At 58.6% G+C, this 19083-nt stretch carries 16 protein-coding genes; 1 reads left to right on the top strand and 15 read right to left on the bottom strand.

Features of this window, described 5'->3' with window-relative positions:
* Nucleotides 1-3 precede the first annotated feature (3 nt).
* The 15 genes from IM303_RS15890 to IM303_RS15820 form a co-directional block, all read right to left on the bottom strand.
* Nucleotides 4-1587 (bottom strand): MFS transporter, encoded by a 1584-nt coding sequence (locus IM303_RS15890; RefSeq protein WP_045631221.1) that lies wholly within the window; start codon nucleotides 1585-1587, stop codon nucleotides 4-6.
* 263 nt (nucleotides 1588-1850) lie between these two features.
* Nucleotides 1851-2243: a flagellar protein FlhE gene (locus IM303_RS15885; protein WP_059358204.1), complete on the bottom strand. Its 393-nt coding sequence runs from the start codon at nucleotides 2241-2243 to the stop codon at nucleotides 1851-1853.
* Nucleotides 2240-4318 (bottom strand): flagellar biosynthesis protein FlhA, encoded by a 2079-nt coding sequence (flhA, locus tag IM303_RS15880; protein ID WP_028013641.1) that lies wholly within the window; start codon nucleotides 4316-4318, stop codon nucleotides 2240-2242. Before flhA ends, IM303_RS15885 begins: the two co-directional genes overlap by 4 nt.
* Nucleotides 4311-5459, bottom strand: a complete 1149-nt coding sequence (gene flhB, locus IM303_RS15875) for a flagellar biosynthesis protein FlhB (protein WP_028013642.1) — start codon at nucleotides 5457-5459, stop codon at nucleotides 4311-4313. Before flhB ends, flhA begins: the two co-directional genes overlap by 8 nt.
* Before the next feature lie 147 nt (nucleotides 5460-5606).
* Nucleotides 5607-6251 (bottom strand): protein phosphatase CheZ, encoded by a 645-nt coding sequence (cheZ, locus tag IM303_RS15870; protein WP_028013643.1) that lies wholly within the window; start codon nucleotides 6249-6251, stop codon nucleotides 5607-5609.
* A gap of 10 nt (nucleotides 6252-6261) precedes the next feature.
* Nucleotides 6262-6651, bottom strand: coding sequence for a chemotaxis response regulator CheY (cheY, locus tag IM303_RS15865; protein WP_008500431.1), 390 nt, complete (start codon nucleotides 6649-6651; stop codon nucleotides 6262-6264).
* Nucleotides 6652-6668: 17 nt separating this feature from the next.
* Nucleotides 6669-7718 carry a chemotaxis response regulator protein-glutamate methylesterase gene (locus IM303_RS15860; protein ID WP_014884341.1) on the bottom strand — a complete coding sequence of 350 codons (1050 nt, stop codon included), beginning with the start codon at nucleotides 7716-7718 and terminating at the stop codon, nucleotides 6669-6671.
* Nucleotides 7715-8581, bottom strand: coding sequence for a protein-glutamate O-methyltransferase CheR (gene cheR / locus IM303_RS15855; RefSeq protein ID WP_014884342.1), 867 nt, complete (start codon nucleotides 8579-8581; stop codon nucleotides 7715-7717). Before cheR ends, IM303_RS15860 begins: the two co-directional genes overlap by 4 nt.
* Nucleotides 8582-8600: 19 nt before the next feature.
* Nucleotides 8601-10202, bottom strand: a complete 1602-nt coding sequence (gene tap, locus IM303_RS15850) for a methyl-accepting chemotaxis protein IV (RefSeq protein WP_193360078.1) — start codon at nucleotides 10200-10202, stop codon at nucleotides 8601-8603.
* A 44-nt stretch (nucleotides 10203-10246) separates the two neighbouring features.
* Entirely contained in the window at nucleotides 10247-11914 is a 1668-nt protein-coding gene (gene tar / locus IM303_RS15845) for a methyl-accepting chemotaxis protein II (RefSeq protein WP_047367823.1), read from the bottom strand.
* A gap of 84 nt (nucleotides 11915-11998) precedes the next feature.
* Complete coding sequence (locus tag IM303_RS15840) at nucleotides 11999-12961, bottom strand: spore coat U domain-containing protein (RefSeq protein ID WP_045260325.1); 963 nt, start codon at nucleotides 12959-12961, stop codon at nucleotides 11999-12001.
* Nucleotides 12958-15342 carry a fimbria/pilus outer membrane usher protein gene (locus tag IM303_RS15835; protein ID WP_045260326.1) on the bottom strand — a complete coding sequence of 795 codons (2385 nt, stop codon included), beginning with the start codon at nucleotides 15340-15342 and terminating at the stop codon, nucleotides 12958-12960. Before IM303_RS15835 ends, IM303_RS15840 begins: the two co-directional genes overlap by 4 nt.
* Nucleotides 15318-16079, bottom strand: a complete 762-nt coding sequence (locus IM303_RS15830) for a molecular chaperone (RefSeq protein ID WP_045260435.1) — start codon at nucleotides 16077-16079, stop codon at nucleotides 15318-15320. Before IM303_RS15830 ends, IM303_RS15835 begins: the two co-directional genes overlap by 25 nt.
* 17 nt (nucleotides 16080-16096) lie before the next feature.
* Complete coding sequence (locus tag IM303_RS15825) at nucleotides 16097-16645, bottom strand: spore coat U domain-containing protein (RefSeq protein WP_193360077.1); 549 nt, start codon at nucleotides 16643-16645, stop codon at nucleotides 16097-16099.
* An 8-nt stretch (nucleotides 16646-16653) separates the two neighbouring features.
* On the bottom strand, nucleotides 16654-17226 hold the full coding sequence (locus tag IM303_RS15820) for a spore coat protein U domain-containing protein (RefSeq protein ID WP_028013650.1): 573 nt from the start codon (nucleotides 17224-17226) through the stop codon (nucleotides 16654-16656).
* A gap of 431 nt (nucleotides 17227-17657) precedes the next feature.
* On the opposite strand from IM303_RS15820, the gene IM303_RS15815 reads away from it, so the two are divergent.
* Nucleotides 17658-18923, top strand: a complete 1266-nt coding sequence (locus tag IM303_RS15815) for a dicarboxylate/amino acid:cation symporter (protein ID WP_063942288.1) — start codon at nucleotides 17658-17660, stop codon at nucleotides 18921-18923.
* Nucleotides 18924-19083 lie beyond the last annotated feature (160 nt).

Below are 19083 nucleotides of genomic sequence, written 5' to 3'. Positions count from 1 at the left end.
ATCTTAACCTCTGTTGTATGTCGAATTGAGTACCGCGCGATCCTTCAGCGAAGATGCAGCTGGCTTATTGCGATTCAGATAACCGATGTTGTTATTGCCCCACAGTGACTCATAAGGCATACCGGCCAGCATCTCGACGGTGGCGCGGGCGTGTGGCGTCGCTGACTCCGGCATCGCATGACCACACTCACGCATTTTCGCGGTCTCCTCGCGCAGCGTGCTGTGGGTCTGCAAATTAAGCCTGAAGCGCAGGGAAACGAGGAAACCGCAGAACAGCACCAGGATGGTGCCCACGCTCAGGATCAGCAGAATGGTGTGGCTCACTTCCGCAGGCTGTACCTTCTGACCGCTGACAAAGCCGGACATTTGCATCACGATGCCTACCAGCATCACCGCACCGGCCTGTGACGCCTTACGGGTCAGGGTCATGATGCCAGCGAAAATCCCTTCCCGGCGCTGGCCGGTGATCGCTTCATCCACGTCAGCAATGTAGGTATAGGTATTCCATGGCACGTAGTTAATACCGCCGCGACCCAGCCCAGCCACCGCAGAGATCAGCAACAGCAGAGCGTAGACGTCGCTCAGACCGGCGTAATAGAGCATGGCGTAAGAGAGAGACGCCAGGCCAAACAGCACCACCACCATGCGGTAGGACGGCGCAGGTCCGAAGCGAATACACAGCGGGATCATCCCGATCACGGCGAGGAACTGGAAGATAGCCATCGTGCCCAGCAGGTTGGACGCCATTGACGCTTCCTGCATCAGCACAAACACCACGTAGTAGGTGAAGACTGCGTTAAATACGTCCTGTGCGATGTAGCCGCCGAGGTACATGCCAAGATGCTGGCGGAAAATCTTGATGCGCAGCGTAGAGCTTAATTCGACAAACAGACGATTGATGCTTTGCCCCAGCGTCAGTTTCTTCTTCTCTTCTTCGGCACGCAGCGCCGCTTCAGACCACTCCTCACGCGGGCGCTCCCAGGTAAAGAACCAGACAAAGGTCAGCATCAGGGCGCACAGCACGGAGAAAACCAGGCTTGCGTAAAAGAATGAGATGGCGTTGTCTTTACCGAAGTGGGTGAGCAGGATCCCCGGCAGGAAGGAGGCCAGAATCGCTGACATCTGCGCCATAGAAATACGCGCCCCGGAGAACTTGGTTTTCTGTTTGAAGTCGTCGGTCATTTCCGGCACCAGCGTCTCGTAAGGCACCAGAATCATGGTGTAGACAATATCAAACACCAGATAGGTCAGCAGGTAGTACCAGAAATTCATGTCCCCTACCCACATCAACGAGTAGCTGAACACGCACGGAATGCCTAGCAGGATAAAGAACTTACGGCGACCAAAGCGCTTTCCAGGCCAGGTCGTACCGAAGTTATCCGTCAAAAAGCCCATTAACGGGCTGACAACAGCATCCAGCACCCTCGCAGCGGCAAAGATGAAGGTTGCTTCAATCGGTGTGAGTCCACAGAAGGTGGTATAAAAATACAAAAGCCAGGCCGCCGTCAGAGCGGTCGTACCAGCCCCGAGAAAATCGCCTGCCCCGTAAGCAAGATAATTTGCGAGTCCAATTTTACGTGTTTTCATTGCCGTCAACCCTAAGCAAATTTGGGAGACTCCCTGCAAGTAAGGCTCATCGGGGAGTTTTTACACGGCTACAGTAAATGCAACGACGTCCTGATACCTTTCTGTTTCTGCCATCACGGGCAGGGTAAATGGCAAAAATGCAAAGAGTCGCGTCACGCGTGTCACTAATTTATAAAACAGCGTTTCTGTTGCATCAAAAGGTGAGGTCAATTTTGCGAGACAGCCATCAGAATTGACTGATGGCTGGTGACAAAGGCAGGCAGCTAGCGGTAGTTGACGATGACAGAATTGCTCTGCACCTTCAGCGCCGGGATCAAACGTCCTCCGCCCGGCACTTCCCAGATAAAACGTAAAGGTTCAATGGCCGGCACGCCGTTGAACGCCTGCGTTGTGCCATTTTCGCCGTCGATTTCCGTGCAGCGGGTCTGTGAGCAGAGGCGCACCCGCAGTCCGGCTGGCGTTGGGCCAATCAGCCTGTAGTTCCACACCACCATCCCCATCTGACCAGAAACCGTTTCAGAGGGCGACAGCGGATTAGAAGACATGGCGACACCCCGGTTGCTGAGGGTCACGCCCATGCTGCTTGCCTGCCAGGTCCCTTCCCCGGCAGCCTGAGCCACCAGCGGGAAGAGCAAAATCCATAGCCATTTCATTATTTTCCTCCAATCGTTGCCGTCATGCGGATATGGCGGTTATCCGACAGTTCCAGATTCGACAGCACAACAAGCTGATTCAGGCTGCGGCGCAGGAAGCGCGACAGCAGCGGACGCAGCGCGTGGTTGACCAGCAGCACCGGCGGCGCGCCCAGCATCTCCTGACGCGCCAGCGCCTCCTGAGTTTGCTCCAGCAGGCGATCCGCCAGGCCAGGCTCGAGGCCGCCGCCGCCCTGCAGGGCCTGCAGCAGCAGGCGTTCAAGCGGCGTATCGAGGCCAATCACCTGGACTTCGCCGGTTCCGGGGAACCACTGCTGGGTGATCGCACGCCCCAGCGCCACGCGCACCACCGCTGTCAGCTCGTGCGGATCGCTCTGCAGCGGCGCATGCTCGGCAAGGGTTTCCAGGATGGTACGCATATCGCGGATCGGCACTTTTTCCTCAAGCAGGTTTTGCAGCACCTTGTGCAGCGTAGTTAACGTCAGCACGCCCGGCACCAGGTCTTCCGTCAGCTTCGGCATCTCCTGCGTCACGCGATCGAGAAGCTGCTGCGCTTCCTGACGGCCAAACAGCTCGGCCGAGAATTGCCCAATCAGGTGATTAAGGTGGGTTGCCACCACGGTACTGGCTTCGACAACCGTATAACCCTGAATTTGCGCCTGCTCTTTCAGCGCGCTTTCAATCCAGATTGCCGCCAGGCCAAAGGCCGGATCGACGGTCTGCTCGCCCGGCAGCGTGCCAGCTGCAGTGCCAGGGTTAATCGCCAGCCAGCGTCCCGGGTAAGCATCGCCGCTGCCAATTTCAACACCCTTCATCAGAATACGATAGCGCGCAGGCGGCAGGTCCATATTGTCCTTGATATGCACCACCGGCGGCAGGAAGCCCATGTCCTGGGCGAATTTTTTACGGATGCTGCGGATGCGGCCGAGCAGCTCGCCATCCTGCTGGAAATCCACCATCGGGATCAGGCGATACCCCACTTCCATTCCCAGGGAATCTTCCAGCTGAACGTCGTTCCAGGTTGCTTCGACGGCCTGGGTGTTCTCCGGCATTTTCACCGGAACCGGATCCGCAGCCGGCCTGGTCTCACGGCCACGCATCCACCAGGCCAGCCCCAGCAGCCCCGCCGTAAACAGCAGGAACACGAGGTTTGGCATCCCCGGCACCAGGCCGAGCAGCCCGAGCACCGCAGCCGCCAGCAGCATAACGCGCGGGTTGCTGAAGAGCTGGCCCACCATCTGCTCGCCAACGTCCTGATCGGTACTGACGCGGGTCACGATAACGCCCGCCGCCGTGGAGATAACCAGCGCCGGGATCTGCGCGACCAGACCGTCACCGATGGTCAGCAGCGTATAGCTTTCCGCCGCGTGTCCCATGTCCATCCCGTGCTGCAATACCCCCACCAGCAGGCCGCCGACCACGTTAATCACCATGATCAGGATGCCCGCGATGGCATCCCCGCGCACAAACTTACTCGCACCGTCCATGGAGCCGTAGAAGTCCGCTTCCTGGGTCACTTCCGCACGGCGTTTTTTGGCTTCATCTTCAGCGATAAGCCCGGCGTTCAGGTCGGCGTCGATCGCCATCTGCTTGCCCGGCATCCCGTCGAGCACAAAGCGCGCGCCCACTTCCGCAATACGCCCCGCACCCTTGGTGATAACCATAAAGTTGATGATAACGAGGATGACGAACACCACGATCCCGATAGCGAAGTTCCCGCCCACCAGGAAGTGACCGAAGGCCTCGACCACCTTACCCGCCGCTGCCGCCCCGGTGTGGCCTTCCATCAGGATGATACGCGTGGAGGCCACGTTCAGCGCCAGTCGCAGCAGGGTGGTAAACAGCAGAATGGTCGGGAACGCGGCGAACTCCAGCGTGCGCTGGGTGAACATCGCCACAAGCAGCACCATAATGGACAGCGCAATATTGAAGGTGAAAAGCAGATCGAGGATGAACGCCGGGAGCGGCAGTACCATCATCGACAGAATTAACAGGATGAGGATCGGCCCGGCAAGGATCTGCCATTGAGTCGATTTCAGGTTGCCGGGCAGGCGCAACATTGCCACCAGATTAGCCATCAGTGTCCTTCTCGTTCATAAAATCCAGCGCGGCAGGCACCGGAAGGTTCTCAGGTTTGACAGGCCGTTGACCGCCGGCCAGACGCCAGCGCTTCAACTGCCATACCCAGGCCAGCACTTCCGCCACCGCGGCGTAGAGCTGTCCAGGGATCTGTTGTCCGATATCCGCGTGGCGGTAAAGGGCTCGCGCCAGCGGAGGCGCTTCCAGGATCGGCACGCGGTTTTCGGTACCAATTTCCCTGATGCGCAATGCAATCAGCCCCGCTCCTTTTGCCACCACTTTCGGCGCACTCATTTTGTTTTCGTCATAGCGCAGCGCCACGGAATAGTGCGTCGGGTTGGTAACGATGACGTCCGCTTTCGGCACGTCTTCCATCATGCGGCGACGGGCGGCGGCACGCTGCATCTGCCGGATACGCCCCTTCACGTGCGGGTCACCTTCCATCTGCTTATATTCGTCGCGGATGTCCTGACGTGACATTCGCAGCTTCTTGAAGTGGGAATAGAGCTGGAAGATAACGTCAAAACCCACCATCGGAATAATGCTGAGCACCACCAGCAGCGCGCAAAGCCCGACAAGGTTCAGCGCATTGCTCATCGCGGTAAGGGGCGACTCGCTGATAAGGCGCATCATTTCGGGCCAGTGGTACCAGAGGAAAAACCCTGCGGAACTGCCCATCAGCACCGATTTGAGAATAGCCTTGAGCAGCTCGGCCCCGGTCTGCGCCGAGAACATTTTCGCAATGCCCTGCAGCGGGTTCAGTTTTGAAAATTTAGGTTGCAGCGATTTTCCGCTAAAGACCAGCCCGCCCAGCATCACCGGGGAGACCAGCGCCACCAGCACCACCCCGGTAATGAGGGGCAGCAGCGCAACCATGGCCCCTTTAATCAGCTGGATAATCTGGCTGAGGATCAGATTCGGGTCGTTGACCATGCTGTGGTCAAAACGTAAGCCGGTGGAGAGCATCCCCGCCAGCTTGCGGGCGAGCGACTCCCCGCCCCACCAGATAATGCACACGCCTACGATAAGGATCAGCAGGGAGGTCAATTCTCGGGATCGGGGGATCTGCCCTTCCTCACGCGCCTTTTCTAGTCGGTGGGGTGTGGGGGCTTCCGTTTTGTCGTCGTTCTCTTCTGCCACAGTGCATGCTCAGCCCATTACGTCACGGGTATCATGCCAGCGCAGCGGAAATCCAATGGCGGGAAAAGCCCGTTTATTCGGGCTCTTTTCGGTGATTTTGTCGTAAACCGCCTCAGGCGGCGTAACCCCCTGAGGCGAAATGGACAATCAGAAGCCGAGGCTGTCCAGCAGGTCGTCCACCTGATCCTGGCTTGCCACGACGCCCGCCTTGCTGGCGTCGAGCTGCGGACCATTGAGCAGGCTTTCGTTCTCGCGTTTTGGACGGGCGGCCGGTTCCGGGATGTTCTCCAGCAGCACCATCAGCAGCTGGCGCTCAATCTCCTGAATCACATCCATCATGCGCTTGATCACCTGACCGGTCAGATCCTGGAAATCCTGCGCCATCATAATGTCCAGCAGCTGGGCGTTGGTGAAGCTGGTGTGGCCCGGCACATCCCCCAGGAACTGACGGGTGTCGGTCACCAGCTCTCGGGCATCCGCCAGCTCGATGGGGTTCTCAAACCACTCATCCCAGCGTTGGGTCAGGGCTTTCGCGCCCTTTTCCATCGCGTCCTGATGCGGCTGCGACGCTTCAACGCTGTTCAGCGCGCGTTCAGCCGCCTGGGCGGTCATCTGCACAACGTAGTCCAGACGGTCGCGGGCGTCCGGGATCGCTTCCGCCGCTTCGGCAATGGCCTGATCCAGCCCCAGTTCACGCAGGCTGTCACGCAGCATGCGCGTCAGGCTGCCGATGCGGACGATGATGTCGCTCGGCGAGTGTTCTTCAACGGGTTTCATTGCAGGTTGCATCATCACCAACACCTCACATGCCGAGTTTCTCGAAGATCTTACCGAGCTTCTCTTCCAGGGTCGCTGCGGTGAATGGCTTCACCACGTAGCCGCTTGCGCCCGCCTGTGCAGCGGCAATGATGTTCTCTTTTTTCGCTTCTGCAGTGACCATCAGCACCGGCATAGACGCCATGCCCGCGTCCGCACGAATGGTTTTCAGTAGCTCCAGACCGTCCATATTCGGCATGTTCCAGTCGGAGATGACAAAACCAAACCCGCCAGCCTGCAGTTTGTTCAGCGCATCCACGCCGTCTTCTGCTTCTTCAACGTTGTTGAAGCCCAGCTCTTTCAGCAGGTTGCGCACAATGCGACGCATGGTGGAAAAGTCATCCACAACCAAAAACTTAAGCTCTTTATCCGCCATAAAATAATACTCCTGAGTCAAATACGTATTGCCTGTCCGGCACTGATTTTCGCCAGCATCTGCTGGCTTACCTGGCTAAGATCGACCACTTCGCTCACGCCACCCATATTGATGGCCTCGCGCGGCATGCCGAACACCACACAACTTGCTTCATTCTGCGCAATCGTCCAGGCGCCAGCCTGGTGCATTGCAAGCATTCCGGCGGCACCGTCGTTGCCCATCCCCGTCAGGATCACCCCAACGGCGTTGCGCCCCGCATGTTTTGCCACCGAATGAAACAGCACATCCACCGACGGACGGTGCCGGTTAACCGGCGGTCCGTCATGAATTTTGATTTGATAGTTAGCGCCGCTGCGCGCCAGCTCCATATGCTTGTCCCCCGGCGCGATATAGGCATGTCCCGGCAGCACGCGCTCGCCGTCTTCCGCCTCTTTCACGCTGATCTGGCACAGCTTGTTCAGACGTTCGGCGAAGGAGCGGGTAAAGCCAGGCGGCATATGCTGCGTGATCAGAATACCCGGACTTGAAAGCGGCAATGGCTGGAGTACATGGCGAATTGCCTCTGTTCCTCCGGTTGACGCCCCAATAACCAGCAGTTTTTCCGAGCTGAGTAACGGTCCGGCCTTCAGGGTTGCCGGCGCGGCCATCGGCTTGTGGGCCGCGAGCTTCGCGCGCGAGGCGGTGCGAATTTTCTCGGCGATCATCTCGCTGTACGCCAGCATCCCCTCGCGAATGCCGAGCTGCGGTTTGGTGACAAAATCCACCGCCCCCAGCTCCAGCGCGCGCAGAGTGATTTCCGATCCTTTCCCGGTCAGGGAGGAGACCATCACCACCGGCATGGGACGCAGGCGCATCAATTTCTCAAGGAAATCTATGCCATCCATGCGCGGCATCTCGACATCCAGCGTTAGCACGTCGGGGTTATATTTTTTAATTAAATCCCGCGCTACCAGCGGATCCGGCGCAGTGGCCACCATCTCCATGTCGCTGTGGCTATTGATGATTTCAGTCATGATCTGACGCATCAGCGCTGAATCATCGACAGACAATACCCTGATTTTACTCATGCTTTTTCCTTACTCAGCGCATATACCGTTTGCCCACGCAGGCTAAACTCACGCGCGAGGTTGCTGAAGTTTTCCGAATGCCCGGCAAACAGTAAACCGTCAGGCTTGAGCAACGGAACAAACCGACGCAGAATGTCCTGTTGCGTCGTTTTATCAAAATAGATCATGACGTTACGGCAAAAAATGGCGTCGAAAGGCCCCGGCACGTTGTACTGCTTATCGAGCAGGTTAACAGGCGCGAATTCGACGCAGTTCGCCAGCTCCTGGCGTACGCGAACCAGGCCTTCATGCGGCCCCGTACCGCGCATGAAGTAACGCTGCAGCTGCTGCGGCGACAGCGTTTTCAGCTCGTCCTGGCGATACACGCCGTTGCGCGCTTTCTCCAGCACCTCGGTGTCGATATCGCTGGCGTAGACTTTCCAGCGTCCCGGCGCCATGCCCAGCGTGTCTGCAAGGGTGATCGCCAGCGAGTACGGCTCTTCGCCCGTTGAGGCGGCCGCACTCCATACGCGATACTCCCCGGTGCGACGGCGCGCGTGCTCGGCCAGAACCGGAAAGTGGTGGGCTTCACGGAAAAAGGCCGTCAGGTTGGTCGTGAGTGAGTTAATAAAAGCCTGCCACTCCGCGCTGTTCTGGTTCGCTTCGAGCATGCTCAGATAGCGGCCAAAATCATCCAGCCCCAGCGTACGCAAGCGCCGCACCAGTCGGTTGTAGACCATGTCCCGCTTATGATCCGCAAGCACGATCCCCGCACGCTGGTAGATTAACTGACATATCCGACGAAAATGCGCGTCGGACAGCGCGAGGCGCTGTGTCATCTGCAACAATAATGACGTTTGCCCAGGGGGCATTGGTGATGTCATAGCGCCTTCTTAATTACATTCAGGATACAACTGGCACGGCCTGCGACCGCCCGACTTCTGTTACTGCTTCAACGTGCTCTTTCACATTAAATACCGCGACCAGCCCGGTGAGACGATCCGCCTGGCTGGCCAGCTGATCGGTTGCCGCTGCCGCTTCCTCAACTAACGAGGCATTCTGTTGCGTCACCTGATCCATCTGGCTAACGGCCTGAGCCACCTGCTCTATCCCGCGACGCTGTTCGTCCGACGCCGAGGCAATTTCGCCCATGATGTCGTTAACCCGCGTCACCGAGGTGACGATCTCGTGCATGGTATGCGCCGCCGTATCCACCAGGGCAGACCCCTGCTGGACGCGAGAGACCGACTCTTCAATGAGGGACTTAATCTCTTTCGCCGCGTTGGCGCTGCGGCTCGCCAGGTTTCGCACTTCACCTGCCACCACCGCAAACCCACGTCCCTGCTCGCCGGCGCGCGCCGCTTCCACGGCGGCGTTCAGCGCCAGGATGTTGGTCTGAAACGCAATACCGTCAATCACGCTGATGATGTCGCCGATCTTCTGCGAGCTGGCGGCAATCTCCTGCATGGTGCTTGCCACGTGAGAGGCCTGATCGCCCCCTCTCTTCGCCGTCAGCGCCGCCTGTTTTGACAGGTCAGACGCCTGGCGCGCGTTATCGGCGTTCTGGCTTACCGTCGCGGTCAGCTGTTCCATACTGGCCGCCGTCTGCGCCAGCGACGCCGCCTGCTGCTCGGTGCGGGACGAGAGATCGTTATTCCCCGCCGCAATCTCTGAGATCCCCGTATGCATGGCGTAACTGCCCTGACGCACGTCGGATACCGTTTCCCGTAGCGACCCCTGCATGGCCTTCAGGCTGGCAAAGATCGCCGAAATTTCGTTTTTGCCAAACACCGCCACCGGACGCGCCAGATCTCCCTTCGCAATACTGTCGAAGTGGCTGCTGATAATCGCCAGCGGCTGCACAATCATTCTGCGCGACCAGAGCAGCGCGGCGCCGGTCAGCAAGCCTGCAAGAATCACCACCACGGCAAAGATGACGCCCGACATGTGATAGCTTTGACGGCTCTGTTCACCGGCACGCTCAACAGACTGGTTAATATCCTGCTGCCACGCGTTAAAGCTGCCGTCAAACGCGGCCTGCGAGGCCTGAACCGGTGCGGTCATAAAGTCCGACAGCTGGTTGTTCTCAAGCCACGTCGCCTGATGGTCGAGATCGCTGTACCACTGTTCAAAGTGGGTCTTCATGGCGGCCTTCAGCGCTTTCTCTTTCTCGCTGCCGGTGGCCTGTGCCGTAAAGGCCTTAAACTGTGCGTCAGCCTGCTTCAGGCTGTCGCGCGCGGTGGCCATCAGCGCCTTAATGTCATCCGGCGGATAGCTGAGCGCGGTTAAGGTTCCTGCCTTGTTCAGCGCAGTGCTTGCCTGCAACAGCACGGCACGCGTTTGTGCCAGTGCGGAGCGCTGCTGATTACTCGCCTCAACGTCCTGCAAATTCTGATAGCCATCGCGAAACGCCCAAAAAGACAACCCGTTACTGCCAACCTGCAACACACCGCAAAGGATCAGAATCAAAAACAGTGTGGTCGAGATACGAATACGATTTAACATCCACGCTCCCATCAAGCGGCAAGCAGCCGCGGTTTAATTGTCAGTCAAAATGTTTCCCAGTTTTCATCTTGTCCGGTCGTTGCAGCACGCGTGCGGGTGACCGCCGTGTCGGCGGCTGGCGCGCGGTACGTAGCTTGCGCAGTGACCGTATTTCCAGCGAGTGAAGCGAGACGAAACGCCGAGACGGCCATCTTCAGACGGCTCGCCTGGTCTTCCAGCGCAGCGGCCGCCGCAGCGGACTCCTGCACCAGGGCGGCGTTTTGCTGTGTCACGCGGTCCATTTCCGATACCGCCAGGGCAACCTGGTCGATACCACGACTCTGCTCATCGGACGCAGAGGCGATTTCACCCATGATGTCCGTCACGCGGGTGACGGCATTCACGATGTCATTCATGGTCTCCCCGGCACTCTCCACCAGCACGGAGCCGGTATCCACGCGGGAGACGGAGTCTTCAATCAGGGATTTAATCTCTTTTGCCGCGTTGGCGCTGCGGCTGGCAAGGTTGCGCACTTCTCCGGCCACCACCGCAAACCCGCGACCCTGTTCGCCCGCACGCGCCGCTTCCACGGCGGCGTTCAGCGCCAGAATGTTGGTCTGGAAGGCAATGCCGTCGATGACGCTGATGATGTCGGCGATTTTCTTCGAGCTGTCGGCGATTTCGTGCATGGTTTTCACCACGCCATCCACCACGCGACCGCCGCGCTGCGCGGTTTCGGAGGCGCTTTCCGCCAGCTGAGACGCCTGGCGGGCGTTATCGGCGTTCTGCTTCACGGTTGCGGTGAGCTGCTCCATGCTGGCGGCCGTCTCTTCCAGCGCCGACGCCTGCTGCTCGGTACGAGATGAGAGATCGTTATTCCCCATCGCGATTTCGCTGGTGCCGGTATAGATCGCCTCGGATCCGTTACGCACGTTGGCGACGGTCTCGATCAATGAACGCTGCATGTGGTCGACGCTGTTGGCCAGCTCGGTGATCTCGTTACGTCCGGAAACGGTCAGCGTTTTGGTCAGATCGCCAGAGGCAATCTCGCGAATATGGGCAATCACGCGGCCGAGTGGGTTCAGCAGGATGTGGCGAATGCCGTACCACACAGCAAACAGCACAATGACCAGCGCCAGGGCCAATACCGCCATCTGCCATTTCGCAAAGCGGTAGTCATTCTGGCTTTCAGTAAAGGCCGAGTGATACAGATCGCCGCTGGCCTTCGCGTATTCCCCCAGCGCCGCGCCGAGTGCGTTTTGCATCCCCTGCGTCGGCTGTGCGAAGTAGGCATCCATGTTGCCGCTCTCCAGGAACTGGATCAGCTCCGTCAGCCCGGCATAGTAGGCGCTGTATTTTTCATCAATGTTCTGGCTCACCTGCGCCATAGCAGGCTGCGGTGCGATCTGCCTGAAGGCGGCGTAATGTTTAGCCGCGTCGGCCAGCGTGGCCCGGGCATTTTTTAGCAGATCGGTCTTCGCGCTGCTCTGCTGATTGTTCGGATCCATCATCATGCGCGCGGACGAGCGGCTCAGGTTGATACGCGTTTGCAGCATCAGATCCCACGTTGAGGTGAGCTCACTCTGCTGCAGGCGGAGATCGTTTGAGGCGGCGAAGCTGTCCTGGTTCTGTTTTAACGACGAGAAAAAAAGCCCGCCGGAGATAAGCTGAAGTAGTGCGAAAATGACCAGCACCATCATGAGCATTGTGACAACGCGGATACGGTTCAACATACAACACCTTCTCATAGATTTATTAACGGTGTTATCGGCACAGGCCACAGGAACTTTACATTTGCGAAAGGGAAAAGCGCGGGGTTAAAACGCGACGTCAACAATCAGCGTATCGGTGTAGGTACCGGCGGGTGGCGTGGCCTGATTCGTCAGGACTTTGGCGGTGTAGTTATAGGTACGCAGCAGGCCGTCGGCGCTGACCAGCGAGGAGGTCGCGCTGGTCCAGCGTTCGCTGCCGCTGCTGCCCCAGCGGTTAGTCGTGGCTTCTTTATAGATGTCATAACTCAGGTAGTTACTGCCGCTCACCATCCGGCGCACGTTATTCAGCGCGTTGGCACCATTGTTAATCCCGATGGTATAGGTACTGCCTTTGGTACAGGTGACGGCAATCGCCTGCGAGACCGTGGGGAAATTTTGCACCAGCGGCGCACTGCTAAAGTTGACGTCCGGCGTGGTCATGGCGCTGCAGTCGTTGGTGACGGTCAGGTTAAGCAGAATACTGGTCGTCGCGGTTCCCGTTTGATTGATGGTGCAAATACCGAGCGCCCCCACGGAACAGACGCTGTAGTTAACGCTGAAGGTTAACTGCACCTGATACGGCCCGGCAGAGACGTTTTGTCCGGCGACGGTGCGGAAATAGAGCGGAATGTTGTACTGCTTTGACCCGAGCAATCCCAGCAAGGTATTTCCGCTCCAGGTATACGATTTACTTATCTGTACCTCACTGCTGCTCGCGCAACCCGAAAGTCCACACAGCCGGGTGGGGATCACGTCCGTGATGGCGGCATTATCGGTGCGTTTCAGGGTCGCACGACTGTTGGCCGATATCGTTGCTGCGGTGTAGTTCAGCGTCACCGAGTCGTTCGTCAGCAGGTTGAGTATCGCATCACACGCCACCACCAGCGTGCCGGTGGTCTCCACCTCCCCGGAGCCGCTCAGCGCAAACGACGTGACGCTGCCGAACGACGCATTGACCGTGCTGACGGTACAGGCCGCCCAGCTGCCGCCGGAGAGCAGCAGCAGGAGCAACATCACCCAGCGCTTCATGGCCCCTCCCGGCAGACCAGCGGGCCGTAGGTTTGCAGCCTGTGGTCCGGGTTCGCGCCGATGGTCAGCGTTGCCCTGCAGCGTTTGCCTGTCGGCGTCGTGACGTCGAGCAGATTGACGTCGCTGAGGTTTTCCAGCCAGGCAATCCCGTCATATCCCACCACCGCATTGCTGCGCGAGGCGCGTCGAACCTGGCTTCCCACCGGAATGGCCTCCCCCTGCGCGTCGTGCAGGATGACGCTCGCTACCCGCTCCTGTTCCATCGGGAAATCCACCAGATAACCGCTGTGGCGGCGGATCGCCACCCGCCGCTCGGTCTCTTTCAGCCGGGTGTCGGCAGGCAGGTTCAGGGTATTAATACTGTAGCTTGCCGGGTAATAGGCCGAGACGCCGCTCACCAGCAGATACCCGTTGCGGTTGGTTTTACCAACCGGCTGGTTTTCATAGCTGACGGGGACATCCGGCTGGCCATCGGTGCTGATGACCACAAACGCATCGTTGATTTTGTTTGCCGCAAACAGTTCGCCGTCCATCAGCACCAGGGAGCCCATCGCTTCGCTCCACCAGGTCATCATGCCCTTCTCGCCGTACCCGCCCCCCTGCAGCTCGATATTGTTATTGCGCCAGCCCACCGTTCCCTGCTGGTAGTTATTCGATCGCGACTGGTTCGCCCACGCCATATTCCAGCTGAAGCCGCCGTCGGAGGGCATCGAGTGGTTGTAGTTGATACGCTGCGTGCTGCCTGCATCCGGGGTATTTTCCACGGTGAGCGCCGCGCTGTCGCGTTCGCCCAGCGGCACCTGGAATGACATCGCGACCGTCCAGTCGCCCCGCTGCTGGTCCCGGCTGGCGGCGAGGTAAATGCTGCTGGAGCCCCACAGATTTCGGCTCCAGGAGAGGTTAAGCAGCTCGGTTTTCTGGCTGTCAAAGCTCTCCACGCCGATCCAGGCCGCCCCGATGTTGCCGTATTCCCCCAGGTTGAAGGTCAGGGAATATTGATCGGTATTGCGGCTAAAGCTGGCGATGGGGCGGTCATTTTCGTCGTACACCGTCGGCTGGTCATACAGGGCCAGGTTACCAAAGCCGCGATCGCGGCGGGTATGCTGGGTGGCGAGGCTGAACTCGCTGGTGCTGTACTGGTAGCCCCAGTTGATTTGCCCGCCGTCATCTCCGCGCATCCGGCTCTGGCTGTACGAGGTATTCACCACGCCAAAACGCCCCAGCTTGACCACCGTCCCCGCACCGGCGAGCGCCAGTTCCTCCGCGCCTTCGGCGTGCCCCTCCAGCGTCAGCCAGTCCGTCAGGCCGTAGCGATACGATCCGCTCCCCGCCGCCGGGCCGTAGTCAAAATTCTTAATGCCGTAGTTGCGCCGCAGGCTCCCCAGGGTAACGGCCCCGTCGCTAAGCCCTTCTTTCAGCAGATCGCTGGTGACGTAAAACGGCAGCGTGGTACTCACCTGGCGCCCCAGCGCATCGGTGGTGACCAGCACCGCATCCCCGGCGCCGTTAATGTAGGGCAGGTTCGTCAGGGTGAACGGTCCGGGCTGCAGCTGCGTGGACCCGGAGCGGTAGCCGTTAATGAAGAGGTCGACCGAGGTCGGCACCGCCGCTTCACCTGAAAATTCCGGCAGCGGCCAGGTCACCAGGTCCGGACGCAGGGAGAAATCACGCCCATAGCTGATCCCGCCCATGCGGACGCTGCTGCTCCAGCTCAGGGCATCGCTGATGACATCCCCGGCGGTCCAGGTGGTGGCGTCCTCCTCGTTGGTCACCAGAAGGGTGGTGTCATAGCGGACATAGCCCTCCTGCTGACCGTCGTTGCCGGTGAAATTTTCGCGGGCGTAGCCGGTGGAGGAGAATGAACCGTTTTCATTGAAGTAGCGGAATTCATGCCAGAGCGAGGCCTGCCCGCCGACGTGCTCGGTATGGTTGGTATAAAAATCGTAATTGAGCAGCGCGCCTCTGCCATAGTGAGGCTTACTCTGCGTCGGCTGGCCGCCAAACGGGGTGACGCGGGAGGTTATCCACTCACGGGGCACGGTCAGCAGCAGACGCTGGGCGGGACTGTCGTACTCCACCCGCACCGCCGGAAGCGTGCTGAGATTGACGTCGCCGTTGGGCACATGTTCAGGCGGAAGCCCGGCGCGCAGCAAATCGGCGCTGGAGATATAGTAAGCGCCGTCGCGTTGCGTCACGGGAACCACCAGCCCGGTGTCGTAGTGGTTCAGTACCAGGGCGAGCTGGAAAACCGCCTCCCCGTTTATCGCCTGCGCTTGCGGCGGCGGCGGTAAGCTGTCATCACCCGGTTCGGCCCAGGTACTGGTACTCACGCAAAGCAGGATCATCATTGCGGGCTTCAGTTGACGGGCGTCGACTGCCATTGTGCATCCCTGGCATTAATCTGCGCGCTGATCTGGCTGGGCTGGCGGATCCCGGCCGGAATCGGCCAGCTGCGGGTGCTGCCCGGCAGCACATAGCCCAACAGGCCATCCGCAATCATGCGCTTTTGTCCCCCCTGCTCCAGCGCCACCTGGCTGAGCCTGACGTGAACATCGCCCTGATTGCGCACTTCAATGGCAGGCTGGCCCGCCACCTGCGTGACGCGCCAGCTTAGGTTACGGGTATCCACGAGGGCATGATGCGCCCCCTCTTTTATTGTCGGGATCCCCTGTCCGTAAACGAACAGCGGTATGGAATAGCGCATCTGCAGTTTAAGGCCGATGGCGGGGTCGGCCTTCGCGTCCGGCTGGGGAATTTCATCCACGATAATGCGATAGGCTTGTTCAACGCCCATCGGAACCGTACCCTGTTTGATCAGGCGGATCAGCTGTTTACTGCCTTTGCCGATGGTGACGATGGGCGGGCTGGCGACCACGTCCTGCTGGGCGGTATAGCGCTCAAAGCCCCCCTCCTGCTTCCAGCGCACAATGCGCACCTGCATCGTTGTGGCACTGTTTCCCTGATTCTGGATCCACAATTCAGTCGCTTTGCTGTCGGCCGACAGCCACGGATCGATGGGCCATAACAGAATGGTCGCCGCCGCCTGCGCCTGTCCTGCCGCCATGGCGGTCACGCCCAACATACTCACCAGGTACCAATGCCTGAATAGTGGCTTCATCGAATGTTCTCCCTTTTTCACCATGACAAGGTCACGGTGAGCTGATCGGAATAGGTGCCTGCCGGGCTAAATCCCGTCAGCAGCGCTACGCCAAAAAGTGGTAGTGCAATATTGTTGCTGTTGGTGTAGGTCACCGGGATGGCCTGGTTGACCCCAATCTCACTGTTCGCCGCCAGTGAACTGCTGCTGTAAAGCCGGTAGCCCACCACGTCGGTGCCGCCTGAACGCGTCATGCGGCGCACCGAGGCGTAGTTTTGCCCGCCGTTGATGCTCATGCTCAGCGCCACGCCCGGCGTGCAGGCGATGGACAGCGCCCCGTTGGGCACAAAGCTGGTGCTGACCGGGGCACTCTCCACGCCGGTATGGGTTCCAAAATCCAGCGTCCCGAAGATCCCGCCGGTCCCCGTCTTGACAGAACATCCCGGCACGACGGTCGCGCTCACCTTAAACGACTGCGACGTCACAGCGCCGGCCCCGGAAACCAGGGTCAGCCCCAGCGCCAGCGCAAAAAAAGGCTGCACGATCCCCTCTGCGCAAGCGCGCAGACTTAAAAAGGAGGCCTTCATGGCTGGAGCTAGTAGGTGACGCTGACGTTGATCGTGTCGGTATAAGTGCCCGGCACCACCGTCACGCTGTTACCGCCGCCGGTGATGCGCCCGTAAAGGGTGTAGCTGTTGACCCCGCCCGCCGTCGACGCGACCGGCAGCGCCGCGTTGTTGGCGATGACGTTGTTAAATCCGCTGTCGCTGTACAGACTGTAAGCCACGCCCTGCGCCGCATTGGCGGTATTGATCAGATAGCGCGCAGGCGTGCCCGGCGTGCCGACCACGGTACCGGGTGCGGTGGAGTTAGTGTTGCCGGTGATCGCCACCGTATAGCTGGCGGTGGTGCACTGAATGGTGAACGTATTCCCGCCGCTGGCGCCGGTGAGCTGGGTGGTCAGCGTGGAAAACGTGGCGGGATGGGTACCAAAATCGAGTGTCCCGAAGTTAATACCGTTTTGCGTGGGCGATCCGTTAATCAGACACCCGTTTGTGAGGGTCAGCGTCGCACCGATGGTGCCGCTGCTGGTCACGGCCAGCGCAGGATGTACCGTTGTCGCCGCCAGTAACGCGCCAGCGCAGATTAAAAGGCGTTTTCTTTTCATTTTCCACCCTCCGGAAGTCAAACGCGTTCCCTTGCCACATTTTATTTATGCTGTTCAAGATGTTAGCCCCGCTTAAGGTTCCTCTGAGAGGGGTTAATGAGAATTTAGTTTACGGATATCGCTTCCACCACCCGCCCCAAAACGCATAATCCTTGTGTCCTATTGACTTAATATTCTTATAAATAACAATGAATTAAAATTATTTTGGCCGCATTTTTATTTTTTCAGAAGAGAATATATCCCTTATAGTGTGATCACCATCACAATATATCGTTATGCCACCAACAACAAAATCAATAAAACTTAAAAACTTGTTGTAACCCCCTACGCTTTGCGTCAATTTATGTGCCGAATATTTTCCCGCGCAGTATTAAAAAATTTATATGTATCGGCGCGGGCGACATCTGATAGCGCATAGAGGGTCTTTTTTCGTGGCAAGTGCAAACAAACTTACACTCTTCATCGTGATATTCATGCTGGCGGGTATTCTTTCAGGGGCGGCAATTCACGAGTACGCATCTGCGGATGCCATCAAAGCCTGGTCGGATAATATTACCCTTCTGACCGATATTTTCCTCCGTCTGATCAAAATGGTTATTGCGCCGCTGGTCTTCAGCACGCTGACCGTAGGCATTATGAAGCTGGGAGAAACCTCCACCATAGGCCGGGTGGGCGGCAAAGCGATGGTATGGTTCATCAGTTCATCCGTGCTTTCTATTCTGGTCGGACTGTTTATCGTCACGCTTGAGCGTCCGGGAAGCGGCTTGAACCTGACTATTCCAACCGAGGCGGTGGATACCGGTCTGGCCGTGGGCGGGATGACGCTGAAGGCGTTCCTGTCTCACACCATTCCCACCAGCATCGCGGGGGCGATGTCGAACAATGAGATCCTGCAGATTGTAGTGTTCTCGATGTTCTTCGGCATCGGCGGCGCGTCGCTGGGGCAGAAATTCAACGCGCCGCTGGTGGCCGCACTGGATGTGGTTTCCCATATCATGCTAAAGGTAACGGGTTACGTGATGTACGTTGCGCCACTGGCCATCTTCGCGGCGATCTCCTCCGTCATTGCCACGCAGGGTCTGGGCATCCTGTTGAACTACGCCTCCTTTATTGGCGGCTACTACGTTGCCATTCTTCTCACCTGCATGGTGCTGCTGGCCGTGGGTTACATGGTACTGAAAAAAGAGGTGTTTCGCCTGGTCAGCATGCTGAAAGATCCGGTGCTGGTCGCATTCACCACCAGCAGTTCTGAAGCGGCCTACCCTAAAACGCTGGAGCAGCTGGAGCGCTTTGGCTGCTCGCGCAATATCGCCTCTTTCGTTCTGCCGATTGGCTACTCCTTCAACCTCGTGGGGTCAATGGTGTACTGCTCGTTCGCCTCGATGTTTATTGCGCAGGCGTACAACATTCACCTGAGCTTCTCTGAGGTGACGGTGCTGATGTTAACCCTGATGCTGGCGTCGAAAGGCATTGCGGGCGTGCCGCGTTCTTCGCTGGTGGTGCTGGCCGCGACGATCCCAAGCTTTAACATTCCGGTGGCGGGGATCCTGCTGCTGATGGGGATCGACCACTTCCTGGATATGGGGCGTTCCGCGATTAACGTGCTGGGGAACGGGATTGCGACGGCGATGCTCTCGCAGAACGAAGGTGCGCGGGAAGCTGAAGCTGAAGCTGAACTGGTAAAGCAGGAAGCGTAATGGCATGAAAAAGGGTGAGGCCTGATGCCCTCACCCCAGCCCTCTCCCTGTGGGAGAGGGAGCAAACACTAAAAACGGCAACCTGGGTTGTAATGCCAGTCAGTTAAGACTCTGACTGGCCCTTTTTCGGGGCTGTGGGGTATCTCCAGGGCCTTTCCTT

The sequence above is a fragment of the Enterobacter cloacae complex sp. P38RS genome, assembly GCF_014930775.1.
Lineage (GTDB): Bacteria > Pseudomonadota > Gammaproteobacteria > Enterobacterales > Enterobacteriaceae > Enterobacter > Enterobacter bugandensis.
The sequence above is the reverse complement of the archived record's forward strand: the minus strand, read 5'-3'. Positions and strand labels throughout refer to the sequence as shown.

Excerpts from the sequence above, each read along its gene's own strand:
- IM303_RS15860 (WP_014884341.1), bottom strand. The coding sequence starts at position 7,718 with ATGAGTAAAATCAGGGTATTGTCTGTCGATGATTCAGCGCTGATGCGT.
- tar (WP_047367823.1), bottom strand. The coding sequence starts at position 11,914 with ATGTTGAACCGTATCCGCGTTGTCACAATGCTCATGATGGTGCTGGTC.
- IM303_RS15890 (WP_045631221.1), bottom strand. The coding sequence starts at position 1,587 with ATGAAAACACGTAAAATTGGACTCGCAAATTATCTTGCTTACGGGGCA.
- IM303_RS15825 (WP_193360077.1), bottom strand. The coding sequence starts at position 16,645 with ATGAAGGCCTCCTTTTTAAGTCTGCGCGCTTGCGCAGAGGGGATCGTG.
- cheY (WP_008500431.1), bottom strand. The coding sequence starts at position 6,651 with ATGGCGGATAAAGAGCTTAAGTTTTTGGTTGTGGATGACTTTTCCACC.
- tap (WP_193360078.1), bottom strand. The coding sequence starts at position 10,202 with ATGTTAAATCGTATTCGTATCTCGACCACACTGTTTTTGATTCTGATC.
- cheR (WP_014884342.1), bottom strand. The coding sequence starts at position 8,581 with ATGACATCACCAATGCCCCCTGGGCAAACGTCATTATTGTTGCAGATG.
- cheZ (WP_028013643.1), bottom strand. The coding sequence starts at position 6,251 with ATGATGCAACCTGCAATGAAACCCGTTGAAGAACACTCGCCGAGCGAC.
- IM303_RS15835 (WP_045260326.1), bottom strand. The coding sequence starts at position 15,342 with ATGGCAGTCGACGCCCGTCAACTGAAGCCCGCAATGATGATCCTGCTT.
- IM303_RS15820 (WP_028013650.1), bottom strand. The coding sequence starts at position 17,226 with ATGAAAAGAAAACGCCTTTTAATCTGCGCTGGCGCGTTACTGGCGGCG.
- flhA (WP_028013641.1), bottom strand. The coding sequence starts at position 4,318 with ATGGCTAATCTGGTGGCAATGTTGCGCCTGCCCGGCAACCTGAAATCG.
- IM303_RS15830 (WP_045260435.1), bottom strand. The coding sequence starts at position 16,079 with ATGAAGCCACTATTCAGGCATTGGTACCTGGTGAGTATGTTGGGCGTG.
- IM303_RS15840 (WP_045260325.1), bottom strand. The coding sequence starts at position 12,961 with ATGAAGCGCTGGGTGATGTTGCTCCTGCTGCTGCTCTCCGGCGGCAGC.